Below are 19703 nucleotides of genomic sequence, written 5' to 3'. Positions count from 1 at the left end.
GGTTCAGCACAGTGAGCGACGAGACACCCAATCCCGAGAAGGACCTCAGCGCGCAGAACCTGCCGGGGCAGCGCGGGGACCACGGCGAGGAGGTCCGCGTCCAGCGCGGCATGTTCGGCGCGAACAACGGCGGCGACACCTCCGGCTACGGCGGACTCGTCCGCTCGATCCGGCTCCCCGGACCGGCCTCCCGTCCCTACGGCGGCTGGTTCGACGAGGTCGCGGACGAACTGGAAGGCGCGCTGGAGGAGCAGGGGCTGCTCCCGGAGAACGCCATCGAGAAGACCGTCGTCGACCGCGGCGAGCTCACCTTCCACATCGAGCGGGAGCACCTCGTCCGTGTCGCCCGGACGCTCCGCGACGACCCGGCGCTCCGCTTCGAGCTCTGCACCGGCGTCTCGGGCGTCCACTACCCGGGGGACAAGGGCCGCGAGCTGCACGCCGTCTACCACCTGCGCTCGCTCACCCACGGCCGGCTGATCCGCGTGGAGACGTCCGCCCCGGACACCGACCCGCACCTGCCGTCGCTCGTCGCGGTCTACCCGACGAACGACTGGCACGAGCGCGAGACGTACGACTTCTTCGGCATCGTCTTCGACGGCCACCCCGCCCTCACCCGGATCATGATGCCGGACGACTGGCAGGGTCACCCGCAGCGCAAGGACTACCCGCTCGGCGGCATCGCCATCGAGTACAAGGGCGCCCAGATCCCGGCTCCGGACCAGCGGAGGTCGTACTCGTGAGCACTTCCCACGCGTCTCCCCGAGAGACGACAGAAGGCGCCGTCTACACGGTGACCGGTGGCGACTGGGAAGAGGTCGTCCAGTCCGCCGCCAAGGCCGACGACGAGCGCATCATCGTCAACATGGGCCCCCAGCACCCGTCCACCCACGGCGTGCTGCGGCTCATCCTGGAGATCGACGGCGAGACCGTCACCGAGGCCCGCTGCGGCATCGGCTACCTCCACACCGGCATCGAGAAGAACCTCGAGTTCCGGACCTGGACGCAGGGCACCACCTTCGTCACGCGCATGGACTACCTCACCTCGTTCTACAACGAGACGGCGTACTGCCTCGGCGTGGAGAAGCTGCTCGGCATCACCGACCAGATCCCGGACCGGGCCAGCGTCATCCGCGTCCTGCTGATGGAGCTCAACCGGCTCTCCTCCCACCTGGTGTGCATCGCCACCGGCGGCATGGAGCTCGGCGCCACCACGATCATGATCTACGGCTTCCGGGACCGCGAGATGATCCTGGACCTCTACGAGCTGATCACCGGCCTGCGCATGAACCACGCGTTCATCCGCCCCGGCGGCCTCGCCCAGGACCTGCCGCCCGGCGCCGTCGACGCCGTGCGCGAGTTCGTGAAGACCATGAAGAAGAACCTGCCGGAGTACGACAAGCTCGCCACCGGCAACCCCATCTTCAAGGCCCGCATGCAGGACGTCGGTTACCTCGACCTCACCGGCTGCATGGCGCTCGGCGCCACCGGACCGATCCTGCGCTCGGCGGGCCTCCCGCACGACCTGCGCAAGACCGACCCGTACTGCGGCTACGAGGACTACGACTTCGAGGTCCCCACCGCCGACACCTGCGACTCCTACGGACGCTTCCTCGTCCGCCTGGAGGAGATGCGGCAGTCCCTCCGGATCGTCGAGCAGTGCCTCGACCGGCTGGAGCCGGGTCCCGTCATGGTCGGCGACAAGAAGATCGCCTGGCCCGCGCAGCTCGCGCTCGGCGTCGACGGCCTCGGCAACTCGATGGACCACATCGCGAAGATCATGGGCACCTCCATGGAGGCCCTGATCCACCACTTCAAGCTGGTCACCGAAGGCTTCCGGGTCCCGGCCGGGCAGGCCTACGCGGCCGTCGAGTCGCCCAAGGGCGAGCTCGGCGTGCACGTCGTCTCCGACGGCGGCACCCGCCCCTTCCGGGTCCACTTCCGCGACCCGTCCTTCACCAACCTCCAGGCCATGGCCGCGATGTGCGAGGGCGGCCAGGTCGCCGACGTCATCGTCGCCGTCGCCTCCATCGACCCCGTGATGGGAGGCGTCGACCGATGACCGACCAGATCAGTCTGGGCATGCCCCAGCTCCCCGCCCCCGCGTACCCGGCCGAGGTCCACGCCCGTCTGACCGAGGACGCGCGGGCGATCGTCGACCGCTACCCGGACTCCCGCTCCGCGCTCCTGCCGTTGCTGCACCTCGTGCAGGCGGAGGAGGGCCATGTCACCCGCACCGGCATGGCGTTCTGCGCCGAGACCCTCGGCCTGACCACCGCCGAGGTCACCGCGGTCGCCACCTTCTACACGATGTACCGGCGCAAGCCCTCCGGTGACTACCAGGTCGGCGTCTGTACGAACACGCTCTGCGCGGTCATGGGCGGCGACGCCATCTTCGAGGAGCTCAAGGAGCACCTCGCCGTCGGCAACAACGAGACCACCGACGACGGCAAGATCACACTTGAGCACATCGAGTGCAACGCGGCCTGCGACTTCGCCCCCGTGGTGATGGTCAACTGGGAGTTCTTCGACAACCAGACCCCCGAGTCCGCCAAGCGCATGGTCGACGACCTGCGGGCCGGCCGGACCGTCGAACCCACCCGCGGCGCCCCGATCTGCACGTTCAAGGAGACCGCCCGCATCCTCGCCGGGTTCCCCGACGAGCGCCCCGGCGCCGTCGAGGCCACCGGCGGCGCCGGCCCCGCCTCGCTCGTGGGACTCCGGCTCGCCAAGGGTGAGCAGCCGCACCACCGAATCGTCCACCCGCGTGGTGAGACCTCCGGTCAGGAGGGGGAGTGATGACCTTGGCCGCCGAGATCAACAACAGCAGCCCCGAGAAGCTCCTGTCGCCCGTCCTCTCCGCCTTCTGGGACCAGCCCGACTCCTGGACCCTGGAGACCTACGAGCGGCACGAGGGATACCAGGGGCTCCGGAAGGCCCTCGCGATGAGCCCCGACGCGCTCATCGCGTACGTCAAGGAATCCGGTCTCCGCGGACGCGGCGGCGCGGGTTTCCCCACCGGCATGAAGTGGCAGTTCATCCCGCAGGGCGACGGCAAGCCGCACTACCTCGTCGTCAACGCCGACGAGTCCGAGCCCGGCACCTGCAAGGACATCCCCCTCCTCTTCGCCAACCCGCACTCCCTCATCGAGGGAATGATCATCGCCTGCTACGCGATCCGTTCCGAGCACGCGTTCATCTACCTGCGCGGCGAGGTCGTCCCCGTGCTGCGCCGCCTCCACGAGGCGGTGCGCGAGGCGTACGCCGCCGGCTACCTCGGCCGCGACGTCCTCGGCAGCGGACTGAACCTGGACATCACCGTGCACGCCGGCGCCGGCGCGTACATCTGCGGTGAGGAGACCGCGCTCCTCGACTCGCTCGAAGGGCGCCGCGGCCAGCCCCGGCTGCGCCCGCCCTTCCCCGCGGTCGCCGGTCTGTACGCCTGCCCCACCGTGGTGAACAACGTCGAGTCCATCGCGTCCGTTCCCGCGATCCTCAACAAGGGCAAGGACTGGTTCACCTCGATGGGCAGCGAGAAGTCCCCGGGCTTCACGCTGTACTCGCTGTCCGGGCACGTCTCCTCGCCCGGCCAGTACGAGGCCCCCCTCGGCATCACCCTGCGCCAGCTCCTCGACATGAGCGGCGGCATGCGCCCCGGCCACCGGCTCAAGTTCTGGACGCCCGGCGGCTCCTCCACCCCGATGTTCACCGACGAGCACCTCGACGTGCCCCTCGACTACGAGGGCGTCGGCGCCGCCGGATCGATGCTCGGCACCAAGGCGCTCCAGTGCTTCGACGAGACCACCTGCGTCGTCCGGGCCGTCACCCGCTGGACCGAGTTCTACGCCCACGAGTCCTGCGGCAAGTGCACGCCCTGCCGCGAGGGCACCTACTGGCTGGTCCAGCTGCTCCGTGACATCGAGGCGGGCAAGGGCAAGCTGTCCGACCTCGACAAGCTCAACGACATCGCCGACAACATCAACGGCAAGTCGTTCTGCGCCCTCGGCGACGGCGCCGCCTCGCCGATCTTCTCCTCGCTGAAGTACTTCCGCGAGGAGTACGAGCAGCACATCACCGGCCGCGGCTGCCCCTTCGACCCGGCCAAGTCGACCGCCTGGGCGGACAACCACAAGGAGGTGACCGCATGACCGTCACCACGCCCCAGCCCGCCGGCGGCGGCAGCCCGGCCGTACCACCGGAAGATCTCGTCTCGCTGACGATCGACGGCGTCGAGATCTCCGTCCCCAAGGGGACCCTGGTGATCCGCGCCGCCGAACAGCTCGGCATCGAGATCCCGCGCTTCTGCGACCACCCGCTCCTCGACCCCGCCGGCGCCTGCCGCCAGTGCATCGTCGAGGTCGAGGGCCAGCGCAAGCCGATGGCGTCCTGCACCATCACCTGCACCGACGGCATGGTGGTGAAGTCGCAGCTGACCAGCCCCGTCGCCGAGAAGGCCCAGCACGGTGTGATGGAGCTGCTGCTCGTCAACCACCCGCTGGACTGCCCGGTCTGCGACAAGGGCGGCGAGTGCCCCCTGCAGAACCAGGCCATGTCCCACGGGCAGTCCGAGTCCCGCTTCGAGGGCGTCAAGCGCACCTACGAGAAGCCGGTCCCGATCTCCACCCAGGTGCTGCTCGACCGCGAGCGCTGCGTCCTGTGCGCCCGCTGCACCCGCTTCTCCAACCAGGTCGCCGGCGACCCGATGATCGAACTCATCGAGCGTGGCGCCCTCCAGCAGGTCGGCACCGGCGAGGGCGACCCCTTCGAGTCGTACTTCTCCGGCAACACCATCCAGATCTGCCCGGTCGGCGCCCTCACCTCGGCCGCCTACCGCTTCCGCTCCCGCCCCTTCGACCTCGTCTCCTCGCCGTCCGTGTGCGAGCAGTGCGCCGGCGGCTGCGCCACCCGCACCGATCACCGGCGCGGCAAGGTCATGCGGCGGCTCGCCGCCGACGACCCGGAGGTCAACGAGGAGTGGATCTGCGACAAGGGCCGCTTCGGCTTCCGCTACGCCCAGCAGCGCGACCGGCTCACCACCCCGCTGGTCCGCGACGCCGACACCGGTGAACTGGAGCCCGCGTCCTGGCCCGAGGCCCTGGAGGCGGCCGCCCGCGGACTCGTCCGCGGCCGCACCGGCGTCCTGGCCGGCGGCAGGCTGACCGTCGAGGACTCCTACGCGTACGCCAAGTTCGCCCGGGTCGCCCTCGACACCAACGACATCGACTTCCGGGCCCGGATCCACTCCGGCGAGGAGGCCGACTTCCTGGCCTCCGCCGTCGCCGGACGCGGCCGGGACCTGGACGGCACGGGCGTCACGTACACCTCGCTCGAAGCCGCCCCGGCCGTCCTCCTCGTCGGCCTGGAGGCCGAGGAGGAAGCCCCCGGCGTCTTCCTGCGGCTCCGCAAGGCCTGGCGCAAGCACGGCCAGAAGACCTACGCGGTCGCCGCCTTCGCCACCCGCGGCCTGGAGAAGGCGGGCGGCACGCTGCTGCCCGCCGCCCCCGGCACCGAGACCGAGTGGCTCGACGCGCTCACCTCCCGGGTCGGCCTCGAAGGCGACGGACCCGCCGCCGCCGAGGCCCTCCGCCAGGACGGCGCGGTCCTCGTCGTCGGCGAACGCCTCGCCGGCGTCCCCGGCGCCCTGACCGCCGCCCTGCGCGCCTCCGCCGCCACCGGCGCCCGGCTCGTGTGGATCCCGCGCCGCTCCGGCGAACGCGGAGCCGTCGAGGCCGGAGCGCTCCCCGCGCTGCTGCCCGGCGGCCGGCCCGCCACCCACCCGCGCGCGCGTGAGGAGGTCGCCGCCGCCTGGGGCGTCCGCGAACTCCCGCACGGCTACGGCCGCGACACCGGCCAGATCGTCGAGGCCGCCGCCACCGGTGAACTCGCCGCCCTGCTCGTCGGCGCCGTCGAGGTCTCCGACCTCCCGGACCCGGCCCGCGCGCGCGAGGCACTCGACGCGGCCTTCGTCGTCTCCCTGGAGCTGCGGCCCAGCGAGGTCACCGCACGCGCCGACGTCGTCCTCCCGGTCGCCGCCGTCGCCGAGAAGCCCGGCACCTTCCTCAACTGGGAAGGCAGGGCCCGGATGTTCGAGGCCGCGCTGAAGCCCGAGCAGATGACCCGGCCGCTGGCCCCGGCCGACGCGCGCGTGCTCCACATGCTCGCCGACGCCCTCGACGCCCACCTGGCGCTGCCCGACCTCAGGGCCGTACGCCGGGAACTCGACCGGCTCGGCGGCTGGACGGAGGAGCGGGCCTCCGAGCCCGTCGAACCCGGCCAGGCGGCACCCCGGCCCGGCGACGGCGAGGCCGTCCTCGCCGGACACCGGATGCTCCTCGACCTCGGCCGGCTCCAGGAGGGCGACACCGCCCTCGCGGGCACCCGGCACGCGGCCGTCGCCCGGCTCTCCGCCGCCACCGCCGCCGACACCGGCGTCAAGGACGGCGACACCCTCGAAGTCACCGGCCCCGCGGGCTCCGTCGCCTTCCCGCTCCAGGTCACCGAGATGCCCGACCGCGTCGTCTGGCTCCCGCTGAACTCGGCCGGGCGCGGTGTCCTCTCCGACACCGGCGCCCACCCCGGCGACCTGGTCCGCATCGGCCCGGCGACCCCGAGCCCCGTCGATGCCACGGAGGTGCAGGCATGACCACGCCGCTCGCCGCCGAAGACCTGTCCATGTTCGGTACGGACCCCTGGTGGCTCGTCCTGATCAAGGCCGTCTTCTGCTTCGCCTTCCTGATGGTCACCGTGCTGTTCTCCATCGTGTGGGAACGCAAGGTCGTCGCCTGGATGCAGCTGCGCATCGGCCCCAACCGGCACGGCCCCTGGGGCCTCCTCCAGTCCCTCGCGGACGGCGTCAAGCTGATGCTCAAGGAGGACGTGATCGTCAAGAAGGCCGACAAGGTCGTCTACGTCCTCGCCCCGATCATCGCCGCCATCCCGGCGTTCATGGCGATCGCCGTGATCCCCTTCGGCCCGGCCGGCAACGAGGTGTCGATCTTCGGCCAGCGCACCTCGATGCAGCTCACCGACCTGCCGATCGCGATGCTGTACGTCCTCGCGGTCGCCTCCGTCGGCATCTACGGCATCGTCCTCGCCGGCTGGTCGTCCGGCTCCACGTACCCGCTGCTCGGCGGTCTGCGCTCCTGCGCGCAGATGATCTCGTACGAGATCGCCATGGGCGCGGCCTTCGCCTCCGTCTTCCTCTACTCGGGGTCGATGTCGACCTCGGCGATCGTCGAGGCGCAGGCGGACCGCTGGTTCGTGATCCTGCTGCCGGTCTCGTTCATCATCTACATCGTCACGATGGTCGGTGAGACGAACCGCGCCCCGTTCGACATGCCGGAGTCCGAGGGCGACCTCGTCGGCGGCTTCAACACCGAGTACTCGTCCATCAAGTTCGCGCTGTTCATGCTCGCCGAGTACGTGAACATGGTGACGGTCTCGGCCGTGTCGGTGACGCTCTTCCTGGGCGGCTGGCGGGCCCCGTACCCGGTCTCCACCTTCTGGGAGGGCGCGAACCACGGCTGGTGGCCGATGCTCTGGTTCGTCATCAAGGTGCAGCTGCTGCTCTTCTTCTTCATCTGGCTCCGCGGCACGCTGCCCCGCGTCCGCTACGACCAGCTGATGAAGCTCGGCTGGAAGGTCCTCATCCCGGTCTCCGTGGTCTGGCTGATGCTGGTCGCCACCGTCCGGGCGCTGCGGAACGAGAACATCGCCTTCGGCAACATCGTCCTGTACGTGGCCGGAGCCGTCCTCGGACTGCTGCTGCTCTCCTTCGTGGTCGACGTGTTCCGCGACCGGAAGGCGAAGGCCGCGGCTCCCGCACCGGAGGGCACCCGCTCCTTCGACCCGATGGCCGGAGGCTTCCCCGTACCGCCCAAGCCCGGACAGTCCCTGCCGCCCGTGCCCCGGCGCAGGCCGCGGCAGGACCGGGACCTCGTGGCCAGCGGCGCCCCCGATACAGCTCCTGCGAGTGAGGGAAAGGAGACGGACGGTGTCTGATTTCCAGAATCCGGTGGCCGGCTTCGGCGTGACCTTCAAGGCCATGTTCAAGAAGCGGCTGACCGAGCAGTACCCGGAGCAGCCGAAGACGACGGCGCCCCGCTTCCACGGCCGGCACCAGCTCAACCGTCACCCCGACGGTCTGGAGAAGTGCGTCGGCTGCGAGCTGTGCGCCTGGGCCTGTCCCGCCGACGCGATCTACGTCGAGGGCGCGGACAACACGGAAGAGGAGCGCTACTCCCCGGGCGAGCGGTACGGCCGCGTCTACCAGATCAACTACGCCCGCTGCATCCTCTGCGGACTCTGCATCGAGGCCTGCCCCACCCGGGCGCTGACGATGACCAACGAGTTCGAACTGGCCGACTCCTCCCGCGAGAACCTGATCTACACCAAGGAGCAGCTGCTCGCGGGCCTCGAGGACACCATGGTCGACTCGCCGCACGCGATCTTCCCCGGCATGACGGAGCAGGACTACTACCTGGGCCTCGTCGAAGGGGCCGCGCCCGGCACCGTCCGCCAGGTCGCCGTGTCCAAGGGCGAGAAGGACGAGCCGGAGGGGGCGGACGCATGAGCAACCTCGCCGCCTACACCACCTCGTCCGGTGAGGCCGTCCAGTTCTGGGTCCTCGGCACCGTCGCCGTCGTCGGCGCCCTCTGCACGATCCTGATGCGGCGGGCCGTGCACTCGGCGCTCTGCCTCGCCGGAACCATGATCATCCTGGCGGTCTTCTACCTGGCCAACGGGGCGTACTTCCTCGGCATCGTCCAGATCGTCGTCTACACCGGCGCGATCATGATGCTCTTCCTCTTCGTCGTCATGCTGGTCGGTGTCACGGCCGCGGACTCGCTGAAGGAGACCATCAAGGGCCAGCGCTGGTGGGCCGTCGCCTGCGGCCTCGGCTTCGGCATCCTGCTCGCCGCCGGCATCGGCAACGCCTCGCTGAAGGAGTTCGCCGGACTGGGCGCCGCCAACAGCGCCCGCGGCGGGAACGTCGAGGGCCTCGCCGCCCTCATCTTCACCAAGTACGTCTTCGCCTTCGAGATCACCGGCGCGCTCCTCATCACCGCCGCCGTCGGCGCGATGGTGCTCACCCACCGCGAGCGCACCGAGCGGGCCGCCACCCAGCGCGAACTCTCCGAGCAGCGCGTACGCGAGGGCACGCACGTGCCGCCGCTGCCCGCGCCCGGCGTCTACGCCCGGCACAACGCCGTGGACATCGCCGGTCTGCTGCCCGACGGCACGCCCGCGGAGCTCACCGTCATGCAGACCCTGCGCAAGCGGGGCCAGATCCGGGACGTGTCCACCGAGGCCCTCGCCGACCTCAAGGCCCTGGAGCAGCGCTCCGAGGAGCGGCTCGGCCGGGACCGGGACGAAGAGGAGGCCACCCGGTGAATCCCGTCAACTACCTGTACCTCGCCGCGCTGCTGTTCACCATCGGTGCGGCCGGGGTCCTGATCCGGCGCAACGCGATCGTGGTCTTCATGTGCGTGGAGCTCATGCTCAACGCCTGCAACCTCGCGTTCGTCACCTTCTCCCGCATGCACGGAAACCTCGACGGCCAGATCATCGCGTTCTTCACGATGGTCGTGGCCGCCGCGGAGGTCGTCGTCGGGCTCGCGATCATCGTGTCCGTCTTCCGTGCCCGCCACTCGGCCTCGGTCGACGACGCCAGCCTGATGAAGCTGTGAGGGGCTGACCGTGGAAAATCTCATTGCGCTGCTCATCGGGGCACCCCTGCTCGGCGCGGCCGTCCTGCTCCTGGGCGGACGGCGGCTCGACAAGGTCGGGCACTGGATCGGCACGCTCCTCGCGGGCGCCTCCTTCGCCATCGGCCTCGCGCTCTTCGCCGACATGCTCGGCAGGAGCGCCGACGACCGGGCCCTGCACCAGCGGCTCTACACCTGGATCCCCGTCGAGGGCTTCCAGGCGGACATGGCCTTCCAGCTCGACCAGCTGTCGATGACCTTCGTCCTGCTGATCAGCGGCGTCGGCACGCTCATCCACGTGTACTCCATCGGGTACATGGAGCACGACGAGCGCCGCCGCCGCTTCTTCGGCTACCTCAACCTGTTCGTCGCGGCGATGCTCCTGCTCGTCCTCGCCGACAACTACCTGCTCCTGTACTTCGGCTGGGAGGGCGTCGGTCTCGCCTCGTACCTCCTGATCGGATTCTGGCAGCACAAGCCCAGCGCGGCCACCGCCGCGAAGAAGGCGTTCCTGGTCAACCGGGTCGGCGACATGGGCCTCTCCATCGCCATCATGATCATGTTCACCACCTTCGGCACCTTCGCCTTCGGCCCGGTGCTCGAGTCGACCGGGGAGGCGAGCCAGGGCACGCTGACCGCGATCGGCCTGATGCTGCTCCTCGCCGCCTGCGGCAAGTCGGCCCAGGTGCCGCTGCAGTCCTGGCTCGGGGACGCGATGGAGGGCCCGACCCCGGTCTCGGCCCTCATCCACGCGGCCACGATGGTGACCGCCGGTGTCTATCTGATCGTCCGCTCCGCCGACATCTTCAACGCCGCGCCCGACGCCCAGCTCGTCGTCACCATCGTCGGTGCGGTCACGCTCCTCTTCGGTGCGATCGTCGGTTGCGCGAAGGACGACATCAAGAAGGCCCTCGCCGGCTCGACGATGTCCCAGATCGGCTACATGATCCTGGCCGCCGGCCTCGGCCCCATCGGCTACGTCTTCGCGATCATGCACCTGGTGACCCACGGCTTCTTCAAGGCCGGTCTGTTCCTCGGCGCCGGTTCGGTCATGCACGGCATGAACGACGAGGTCGACATGCGGAAGTACGGCGGCTTGCGGAAGTACATGCCGGTCACCTTCGTCACCTTCGGCCTCGGCTACCTCGCGATCATCGGCTTCCCCGGCCTGTCCGGCTTCTTCTCCAAGGACAAGATCATCGAGGCGGCCTTCGCCAAGGGCGGCACCGAGGGCTGGATCCTCGGCGCGGTCACCCTGCTCGGCGCGGCCATCACCGCGTACTACATGACCCGCGTGATGCTGATGACCTTCTTCGGCGAGAAGCGCTGGGAGAACGACGAGAACGGCAACCCGCCGCACCCGCACGAGTCGCCCAAGTCCATGGTCATCCCCATGGTCCTGCTCGCCGTCGGCTCCGTCGCCGCGGGCGCGTTCTTCGAGTTCGCCGGGTTCGTCGAATGGCTGGAGCCGGTCACCGGCTTCGAGCACGGCCACTCGCCGCTCAGCGCCGCCGCCGTCACCACCGCCACCGTCGCCGTCATGGTGATCGGTGTCGGCCTCGCGTACGTCCAGTACGGTCGCAAGCCCGTCCCGGTCGTCGCCCCGCGCGGCTCGCTCCTCACCCGGGCCGCCCGCCGCGACCTCCTCCAGGACGACCTCAACCACGCCGTCTTCGTCCGCGGCGGCACCCACCTGACCCGCTCGCTCGTCTACGTCGACCACACCCTGGTCGACGGCGTGGTCAACGGCACCGCGGCCTCCGTCGGAGGACTCTCCGGCCGGCTGCGCAAGCTCCAGAACGGCTACGCCCGCTCGTACGCGGTCTCCATGTTCGGAGGTACGGCGGTGCTGATCGCCGCGACCCTGCTGATGAGGGCGGTGTAACTCCCATGTCCTTCCCGCTCCTTACGGTGACGGCAGCGGTTCCGGCGGTCGGTGCGATCCTCACCGCCGCCGTCCCCGCCGCCCGCCGCACCGCCGCCAAGTGGCTGGCGCTGCTCGTCTCGCTCGCCACGCTCGCGCTCGCCGCCGTCGTCTTCGTACGGTTCGAGCCCGGCGGCGAGCGGTACCAGCTGACCGAGTCGCACTCCTGGATCAAGGACTTCGGCGTCCGCTACGAGCTCGGGGTCGACGGCATCGGGGTCGCGCTCATCGCGCTGACCGCGCTGCTGATCCCGTTCATCATCCTGGCCGGCTGGCACGACGCCGACCCGCTGGAGACCTCCTCCAAGCGGTGGCGCCCGACCCAGGGCTTCTTCGCCCTGATCCTCATGGTCGAGGCGATGGTGATCCTCTCCTTCGAGGCCACCGACGTCTTCCTCTTCTACATCCTGTTCGAAGCCATGCTCATCCCGATGTACTTCCTCATCGGCGGCTTCGGCGACCGCGCCCACGCGGGCTCCGACGAGAACGCGGCGGCCCAGCGCTCGTACGCGGCCGTCAAGTTCCTCCTCTACAACCTGGTCGGCGGCCTCATCATGCTGGCCGCCGTCATCGGGCTCTACGTGGTCGCGGGGAACTTCTCGCTCACCGAGATCGCCGAGGCCCGCGCCAACGGCTCGCTGGAGATGGCGACCAGCACGGAACGCTGGCTGTTCCTCGGCTTCTTCTTCGCCTTCGCGGTGAAGGCCCCGCTCTGGCCGCTGCACACCTGGCTGCCGAACGCGATGGGGGAGGCGACCGCCCCGGTCTCCGTCCTCATCACCGCCGTCGTCGACAAGGTCGGCACCTTCGCGATGCTCCGCTTCTGCCTCGGGCTCTTCCCCGAGGCGAGCAAGTGGGCCACCCCGGCGATCATCGTCCTCGCCCTCATCAGCATCGTGTACGGGGCGCTGCTCGCCGTCGGCCAGCGCGACATCAAGCGCCTGGTCGCCTACGCGTCGATCTCGCACTTCGGCTTCATCATCCTGGGCATCTTCGCGATGACCACCCAGGGCCAGTCCGGTGCCACGCTCTACATGGTCAACCACGGCATCTCGACGGCCGCCCTGATGCTCGTCGCCGGCTTCCTGATCTCCCGGCGCGGCTCGCGGCTCATCGCCGACTACGGCGGTGTGCAGAAGGTCGCCCCGGTGCTCGCCGGCACCTTCCTCATCGGCGGTCTCGCGACCCTGTCGCTGCCCGGACTCGCCCCGTTCGTCAGCGAGTTCCTCGTCCTGGTCGGCACGTACGCCCGCTACCCGGTGGCCGGTGTCATCGCCACCACCGGCATCGTCCTCGCCGCGCTCTACACCCTCGTCCTGTACCAGCGGACGATGACCGGGCCGGTGAAGGAGGAGGTGCGGGAGCTGCCCGACCTGCGGGTGCGTGAACTCGCGGTCGTCGTCCCGCTGATCGCCGTCCTGATCTTCCTCGGGGTCTTCCCGAAGCCGCTGACGGACGTCGTCAACCCGGCCGTGCAGCACACCATGTCCGACGTCCAGCAGAAGGACCCCCAGCCAGAAGTGGAGGCGGCCAAGTGACTGCATCCGCCGTCGCGTCCTCTGTCCACAGCCTGTGGACGACCGCTGCCGAACCGCTGGACAAGATCCCGGCACCCCACATCGAGTACGTCCAGCTCTCACCCGTACTCATCGTGCTCGGCGCCGCGATCGTCAGCGTCCTCGTCGAGGCCTTCGTGCCCCGCAAGGGCCGCTACCACAGCCAGCTCTTTCTCAGCGTGGTGGCGCTCGTCGCCTCCTTCGCCGCCATCGTCGGCCTCGCGGCCGGCGGGTACGGCTCCACCAAGGCCCACATCGCGGCCATGGGAGCCATCGCCGTCGACGGGCCCGCCCTCTTCCTCCAGGGCACCATCCTCCTCGCCTCCGTCGTCGCGATCTTCACCTTCGCCGAGCGCAGGCTCGACCCGGCCGACCACGGCCACAGGGTCGACTCCTTCGCCGCCGAGGCCGCCGCCGTCCCCGGCAGCGACCACGAGAAGGCCGCCGTCAAGGCCGGGTTCACCACCACCGAGGTGTTCCCGCTCGCCCTCTTCGCCATCGCCGGCATGCTCGTCTTCCCGGCCGCCAACGACCTCCTGACGCTCTTCATCGCCCTGGAGGTCTTCTCCCTCCCGCTGTACCTGCTCTGCGCCGTCGCCCGCCGCAAGCGGCTGATGTCGCAGGAGGCGGCCGTCAAGTACTTCCTGCTCGGCGCCTTCTCCTCGGCCTTCCTGCTCTTCGGGATCGCCCTGCTCTACGGCTACGCGGGCTCCGTCTCGTACGCCACCATCGCCCAGGTCGTCGACGGCTCGATCGCCACCGTCAACCCGGCGCTCGCCGACACCATGGGCAACGACGCGCTGCTGCTCATCGGCTTCGCGATGGTCCTCACCGGGCTCCTCTTCAAGGTCGGCGCCGTGCCGTTCCACATGTGGACCCCGGACGTCTACCAGGGCGCCCCGACCCCGGTCACCGGCTTCATGGCCGCCGCGACCAAGGTCGCCGCCTTCGGCGCGCTGCTCCGCCTGCTGTACGTCGTGCTGCCGGGCCTCACCTGGGACTGGCGGCCGGTCATGTGGGGCGTCGCCATCGTCACCATGCTGGGCGGCGCGATCGTCGCCATCACCCAGACCGACATCAAGCGGCTCCTCGCGTACTCGTCGATCGCGCACGCGGGCTTCCTGCTCGCCGGTGTCATCGCGGCCACGCCCAGCGGCATCTCGTCCGTCCTCTTCTACCTGGGGGCGTACTCCTTCGTGACCATCGGCGCCTTCGCCGTCGTCACGCTGGTCAGGGACGCGGGCGGCGAGGCCACCCACCTCTCCAAGTGGGCCGGTCTCGGGCGTCGTTCGCCTCTCGTCGCGGCGGTCTTCGCGGTGTTCCTGCTCGCCTTCGCCGGCATCCCGCTGACCTCCGGCTTCTCCGGGAAGTTCGCGGTCTTCAAGGCGGCGGCGGACGGCGGCGCGGGCGCGCTCGTCGTGGTCGGTGTGATCTCCTCGGCGATCGCCGCGTTCTTCTACATCAGGGTCATCGTGCTCATGTTCTTCAGCGAGCCCAAGGCGGACGGCCCCACGGTCGCCGTGCCCTCGGCCCTGACGACGGTCACGATCGCGGCGGGTGTGGCGGTCACGCTCGTGCTCGGCTTCGCGCCGCAGTACTTCCTGGACCTCGCGAACCAGGCGAGCGTGTTCGTCCGGTAGCTCCGGCCGTACACGTGAAGGGCCCGGCTCGGGGGCGAGCCGGGCCCTTCGTCGTACGCGGGGGTGACCCGGGGAGGCGTCCGTGCCATCGTGGAACCGCCCCAGTGGTCTGTACCAGTAGAGGAGAGGGGAGCCGCGCCATGAGCGGCACGACCGCCTTACCCGGGACACCCTGCACCACCCCCAGGGCCGGCGACCCGCCCATGCACCGCCTGGAGGTCCGGCTGCCCGACCAGGTCCCCTTCGCCGTCGGGACCTTCGACACCATCGGCCCGATGTCCCGGGCCGCCTTCCCGCACCGGCACACCTTCTACGAGATCGTCCACGTCACCGCCGGGACCGGCACCCATGTCGTGGACCTCGCGCGCTGGGAGCTCCACCCGCCCCACCTGGGCCTCATCCTGCCCGGACAGCTCCACCACTGGGAGGACGCCCGGGGACTGGACGGCACCGTCGTCCTCTTCACCGAGGACTTCCTCCTCGACCACCCCGGCGACCGGGACCTCCTGCGCCGCCTCGGCGAACGGCCCTGGCTCACCCTCGACGGACCCGCGCACGCCCGCACCGGCCGCCTGATGGGCGAACTCGTCGAGGAGTACGGGCACGGCGCCGACGGCTTCGCCACCGTCCTGCGCTCCCTGCTCCACGTCCTCCTGGTCCGTACGGCGAGACTGCGCGGCCCCGGCACCCACGCGCCCCCACCGGGCCGACCCGCCGCCGTCGCCGAGGAGTTCGCCCGCCTGCTCGCCCGTACCGGAACGGAAGGGGTGACCGTACGCGAGTGCGCCGAGCTGATCGGCGTCACCCCGGGCTACCTCGCCGAAGCCGTCAGGGCCGCCACCGGCCGCACCCCCGGCGCCCTGCTCCGCGAGTCGCGCTCCCGCGAGGCCCAGCGCCTGCTCGTCGGCACCGGGCTGTCCATACGCCAGGTCGCGGCCCGCGTCGGGTTCGACGACCCCGCGTACTTCTGCCGCTTCTTCCGCCGCGAGACGGGACTCAGCCCCGGCGACTTCCGGAGGTCCCACGAGCGGCGGCACCGCGGTCGGAAACACCACGACCGCCGTGATCCGTCCATCGAAGGCGGCGCCCCGCCCGCCTAGGTTCGATGCCGACCCCCCTCAGCCCCCACGCGAGGAGCAGGCAGGCATGGACAACGAGACCAGTACCGGGCACGTCACCCGCAAGGCGGTGCTGCGGGCCGCGCTCGCGGCCGGCATCGCGGCGCCCACGGTCCTCATGGGCGTACCGGCGCTCGCCCGTACGCTCACGGCGGGCGAGGCCGCGCCCTCGCTCACGCCGGAGTGCGACGACGGCGACGACCCCACGGTGCCGCAGACCGAGGGCCCGTACTTCAAGCCCAACTCGCCCCTGCGGAACAGCCTGCTGGAATCGGGCACGACCGGCGTCCGGCTGACGGTGAGCGGCTACGTCTTCGGGCTCGCCTGCCGGCCGATAGCCGGAGCCCTGCTCGACTTCTGGCAGGCCGACACCAACGGCGCCTACGACAACACCGGCTTCCGGTTCCGCGGCCACCAGTTCACCGACGCCCAGGGCGCGTTCAAGCTCACCACGATCGTGCCCGGCCTCTACCCGGGCCGCACCCGGCACCTCCACGTCAAGGTGCAGGCGCCCGGGCGCCCGGTGCTCACCTCGCAGCTGTACTTCCCGGGCGAGCCCCGCAACAACACCGACACCATCTTCGACGCCCGGCTCCTGATGAGCGTGCGGGACGCCGGCGGGGCCAGGGAAGCGGCCTTCGACTTCGTCCTGAACGTGCCGCAGAACCCCGGCCCGAGCCCGACGGCCACCGCGACCACCCAGCCCCCCGGCGGCAGTTGGGCCGCCGGCACCGCCTACCGGGCGGGGGACCGGGTCACCTACGGCGGCCCGGCCTATGTGTGCCTGCAGGCACACACGGGCCAGGCCGGGTGGGAGCCGCCGAACGTGCCCGCACTCTGGCGGGCCGTCTAGGCGGGACGGTCAGGCGGAGGGGAGGATCCGGCCCCGGACCTCGCCGAGCCCCACCCGCGTGCCGTCCGGGCCCGGCGCCCAGGCCGTCATCACGACCTCGTCGCCGTCCTCCAGGAACGTCCGCTTGCCACCCGCGAGTTCGATCGCGTCCCGGCCGTTCCAGGTGAGTTCGAGGAGCGAACCGCGCTGGTTCACCTCGGGCCCGGACACCGTCCCGGAGCCGTACAGGTCACCCGTGCGCAGCGAGGCGCCGTTCACCGTCATGTGGGCGAGCTGCTGCGCGGCCGTCCAGTACATGGTGGAGAACGGCGGCTCGGCCACCGCCTCGCCGTTGATCTCCACGGTGATCCGCACGTCGAAGCCGCCCGGCTCCTCCTCACCCGCGTCGTCCAGGTACGGAAGGAGCGGGAAGTCCCGCGCGGGCGGGGCGGTCCTGGCGGCGTCCAGCGCCTCCAGGGGCGTCACCCACGCGGCCACCGAGGTCTGGAACGACTTCCCCAGGAACGGGCCGAGCGGCACGTACTCCCAGGCCTGCACGTCCCGCGCCGACCAGTCGTTGAGCAGCGTCAGACCGAAGACGTGCTCACGGAAGTCGGCGAGCGCCACCGGCGTGCCGAGCTCCGACGGCGTGCCGACCAGGAAGCCGACCTCCGCCTCGATGTCCAGCTTGACGGAGGGGCCGAAGACCGGCGCCGGGTCCGTCGGGGCCTTGCGCTGCCCCGAAGGGCGTACGACGTCGGTGCCGGAGACCACGACCGTTCCCGCGCGGCCGTGGTAACCGATCGGCAGGTGCTTCCAGTTGGGTGTGAGCGCGTCGCCGTCGGGGCGGAAGATCCTGCCCACGTTCGTCGCGTGGTGCTCGCTCGCGTAGAAGTCGACGTAGTCCGCGACCTCGTACGGCAGGTGCAGGGTCACCTCGCCCAGCGGACGCAGCAGCGGCTCGATGTCCGCCCGGTGCGCGGGCACCGTGACCCAGGCGGTGAGCGCCCGGCGGACATCGCGCCAGGCGGTCCGCCCGGCCGCGAGGAGCGGGTTCAGACTCGGCCGGTCGAGCAGCGCCGCGTACGGGGAGCCGAGCGCGTGCGCCGCGGCACCCGCGTCCAGCACGTGCCCGCCGATCCGGACGCCGAGCCGGCGCCGGTCGGGCTCGTCGGCGGTGGAGAAGACGCCGTACGGGAGGTTGTGCGGGCCGAAGGGATCGCCCTCGGCCAGGTCGAGCGGGCTGTGCTCGGACATCGGTACGTGCCTCGCTTTCCACGGGTGTGGGGGACACGTTACGGGTCGCGCTGTCGGGCGTGGATGACATGGATCACACAGAAAGTGCGGCCTCCGCGGGCAACTGTCGGGCTTTGCGTCCTTTGCCCGCCAAGTGGGTGCGGGACCCCGCCGCGAGCTGCGGAAAGACCCCTCCCGGACAGTCGTTCCTCGCCATACGATCACGGTGGTATCGCGCCGCGTGAGGTTGCCGCGGGCGCGCGCCCCGCACGTCTCATCCTTCCCTGACCAGGAAAAAGGGTCCCGCACTGTGAAGATTCGTCGCATCCTCGCGACCGCCGTGGCCGCCGCCGTGACCACCCCGGTCGTCTTCCTCTCCGCCGCGCCCGCGTTCGCCGACACGAAGCCGGCGCCCGCGTCGACGCAGAAGCCCGCGGCGGGTGACGAAGACCCCGACGAGGACATGCCGTCGCTCGACGAGCTGAGGGCGGCCGTCGCGCTGGCGCAGAAGGAGTACGACGAGGCCGTCGTGGGCCTCGACACGGCCGTGAAGGCCCTGAAGGCCTACGACAAGCCCGACCACCCGCTCCAGGTCGCCGTCACCGACGCCAAGACCGCCGCCGACGCGGCCGCCACGGCGAAGACGGCCGCCGACGAGGAGCTCACGAAGGCCCAGAAGGCCCTGTCCGAGCTGCCCGCCGACGCCACCGAGGAGCAGAAGACGGCCGCCGCCGATGCCGTCACCGCCGCGCAGACCGCCGCCACCACGGCCGCCACGGCCAAGACCGCCGCCGACGAGAAGCTGGCCAAGGCCTCGAAGGACCTCGCGGAGGCCCGGGACGCCGCCTCCACGGTGGTCGACCTCGCCCAGAAGGTGAAGAAGTCCGCCGACGAGAAGCTTGCCGAGGCGAAGGACGAGCTGGAGTTCTTCGAGGAGATCGGCGAGTGCGAGGTCGAGGACCTCAAGTCCCTCAAGGTCACGCTGAGCGGCCCGAAGAAGGTCACCGCCGGCCAGAGCGCCTCCTTCTCGCTGCGCGTGACCAACGACGCCGAGCGGACGCTGGAGGACGTCAAGGTCGCCGTCAACGCCATGCGCCTCCCCGAGCCCGGCGAGGTCATCGACGACGAGACGGACTTCAGCAAGCACGTCATCCCCGTCGAGTGGTCCTCCGCCGACAACCTGGAGTGGACCCCATTCACCGAGAAGTTCGACTCCATCGAGGTCGGCAAGCTCGTCAAGGGCGGCCAGTACGACGTGAAGCTCCGCCTCACGCTCCCCGCCGACGCCCCCGCGGGCGAGGGCACGATCTTCAGCTTCGGCTCGTACGACAAGTTCGACGGTGACTGCGGCGGCGACGAGCAGTTCGCCCAGACCGACTTCGACATCCTCGCGGCCGAGACCGGCAAGCCGACGCCCGAGCCGACCCCGTCGGAGACCACCGCGACGCCCACCCCGGCGCCCACCAGCGGTGGCAACAGCAACACCAGCCAGCAGGGCGGCTCCTCGACCACCGCGGTGAAGGGCACCCTGGCCGCCACCGGCGCGAACGAGAACCTCACCCAGCTCGGCCTCGCGGCCGCCGCGACCGTCGCCCTGGGCGCCGGCGCCCTGGTGATCGGCCGCCGCCGCAAGGCCGGCGCGGACGCGTAACCGGCACCCGCTCCACCCGGTCCCCCGTACGGCGCGCTC

General features: G+C 70.7%; 16 protein-coding genes. 15 read left to right on the top strand and 1 reads right to left on the bottom strand.

The genetic code is table 11. The annotated features are described in order from the left end of the window. Positions 1 to 11 precede the first annotated feature (11 nt). The 14 genes from AMK27_RS22135 (at position 12) to AMK27_RS22070 (ending at position 16798) form a co-directional block, all read left to right on the top strand. On the top strand, positions 12 to 743 hold the full coding sequence (locus AMK27_RS22135) for an NADH-quinone oxidoreductase subunit C (protein ID WP_073911039.1): 732 nt from the start codon (positions 12 to 14) through the stop codon (positions 741 to 743). Next, positions 740 to 2062 (top strand): NADH-quinone oxidoreductase subunit D, encoded by a 1323-nt coding sequence (locus AMK27_RS22130; protein WP_073911036.1) that lies wholly within the window; start codon positions 740 to 742, stop codon positions 2060 to 2062. Before AMK27_RS22135 ends, AMK27_RS22130 begins: the two co-directional genes overlap by 4 nt. After that, a complete protein-coding gene (gene nuoE / locus AMK27_RS22125) occupies positions 2059 to 2799 on the top strand; it encodes an NADH-quinone oxidoreductase subunit NuoE (RefSeq protein WP_073911033.1) in 741 nt (246 codons plus the stop codon). Before AMK27_RS22130 ends, nuoE begins: the two co-directional genes overlap by 4 nt. Further along, positions 2796 to 4148 carry an NADH-quinone oxidoreductase subunit NuoF gene (gene nuoF / locus AMK27_RS22120; protein ID WP_198955919.1) on the top strand — a complete coding sequence of 451 codons (1353 nt, stop codon included), beginning with the start codon at positions 2796 to 2798 and terminating at the stop codon, positions 4146 to 4148. The genes nuoE and nuoF overlap by 4 nt, the downstream gene beginning before the upstream one ends. Further along, positions 4145 to 6643, top strand: a complete 2499-nt coding sequence (locus AMK27_RS22115) for an NADH-quinone oxidoreductase subunit G (RefSeq protein ID WP_073911026.1) — start codon at positions 4145 to 4147, stop codon at positions 6641 to 6643. The genes nuoF and AMK27_RS22115 overlap by 4 nt, the downstream gene beginning before the upstream one ends. After that, positions 6640 to 8001: an NADH-quinone oxidoreductase subunit NuoH gene (gene nuoH, locus AMK27_RS22110; protein WP_073911023.1), complete on the top strand. Its 1362-nt coding sequence runs from the start codon at positions 6640 to 6642 to the stop codon at positions 7999 to 8001. Before AMK27_RS22115 ends, nuoH begins: the two co-directional genes overlap by 4 nt. Beyond that, entirely contained in the window at positions 7994 to 8572 is a 579-nt protein-coding gene (nuoI, locus tag AMK27_RS22105) for an NADH-quinone oxidoreductase subunit NuoI (protein ID WP_198955918.1), read from the top strand. The genes nuoH and nuoI overlap by 8 nt, the downstream gene beginning before the upstream one ends. After that, positions 8569 to 9393 (top strand): NADH-quinone oxidoreductase subunit J, encoded by an 825-nt coding sequence (locus tag AMK27_RS22100; RefSeq protein ID WP_073911017.1) that lies wholly within the window; start codon positions 8569 to 8571, stop codon positions 9391 to 9393. Before nuoI ends, AMK27_RS22100 begins: the two co-directional genes overlap by 4 nt. Further along, positions 9390 to 9689: an NADH-quinone oxidoreductase subunit NuoK gene (nuoK, locus tag AMK27_RS22095; protein WP_017239464.1), complete on the top strand. Its 300-nt coding sequence runs from the start codon at positions 9390 to 9392 to the stop codon at positions 9687 to 9689. The genes AMK27_RS22100 and nuoK overlap by 4 nt, the downstream gene beginning before the upstream one ends. Positions 9690 to 9699: 10 nt before the next feature. After that, positions 9700 to 11592 carry an NADH-quinone oxidoreductase subunit L gene (gene nuoL / locus AMK27_RS22090; RefSeq protein ID WP_073911014.1) on the top strand — a complete coding sequence of 631 codons (1893 nt, stop codon included), beginning with the start codon at positions 9700 to 9702 and terminating at the stop codon, positions 11590 to 11592. Between the two features lie 5 nt (positions 11593 to 11597). Then, positions 11598 to 13169 carry an NADH-quinone oxidoreductase subunit M gene (locus AMK27_RS22085; RefSeq protein ID WP_073911011.1) on the top strand — a complete coding sequence of 524 codons (1572 nt, stop codon included), beginning with the start codon at positions 11598 to 11600 and terminating at the stop codon, positions 13167 to 13169. Continuing rightward, positions 13166 to 14827, top strand: coding sequence for an NADH-quinone oxidoreductase subunit NuoN (gene nuoN, locus AMK27_RS22080; protein ID WP_073911008.1), 1662 nt, complete (start codon positions 13166 to 13168; stop codon positions 14825 to 14827). The genes AMK27_RS22085 and nuoN overlap by 4 nt, the downstream gene beginning before the upstream one ends. Before the next feature lie 140 nt (positions 14828 to 14967). Next, a complete protein-coding gene (locus AMK27_RS22075) occupies positions 14968 to 15927 on the top strand; it encodes a helix-turn-helix domain-containing protein (RefSeq protein ID WP_073911005.1) in 960 nt (319 codons plus the stop codon). A gap of 46 nt (positions 15928 to 15973) precedes the next feature. Then, on the top strand, positions 15974 to 16798 hold the full coding sequence (locus tag AMK27_RS22070; protein ID WP_073911002.1) for a dioxygenase family protein: 825 nt from the start codon (positions 15974 to 15976) through the stop codon (positions 16796 to 16798). 9 nt (positions 16799 to 16807) lie between these two features. On the opposite strand, the gene fahA is transcribed toward AMK27_RS22070, so the two are convergent. Further along, the gene (gene fahA, locus AMK27_RS22065; RefSeq protein ID WP_073910999.1) at positions 16808 to 18034 is read right to left on the bottom strand and encodes a fumarylacetoacetase; all 1227 of its coding nucleotides are present in this window, start codon (positions 18032 to 18034) and stop codon (positions 16808 to 16810) included. 289 nt (positions 18035 to 18323) lie between these two features. On the opposite strand from fahA, the gene AMK27_RS22060 reads away from it, so the two are divergent. Then, complete coding sequence (locus AMK27_RS22060; RefSeq protein WP_073910996.1) at positions 18324 to 19664, top strand: hypothetical protein; 1341 nt, start codon at positions 18324 to 18326, stop codon at positions 19662 to 19664. The last annotated feature ends 39 nt before the right edge of the window (positions 19665 to 19703 follow it).

Origin of the sequence: Streptomyces sp. CB02009 (genome assembly GCF_001905825.1) — a bacterium.
In the GTDB taxonomy this organism is placed as follows: domain Bacteria; phylum Actinomycetota; class Actinomycetes; order Streptomycetales; family Streptomycetaceae; genus Streptomyces.
Note: the sequence above shows the minus strand (reverse complement) of the source record. Positions and strands in the feature narration are given on the sequence as shown.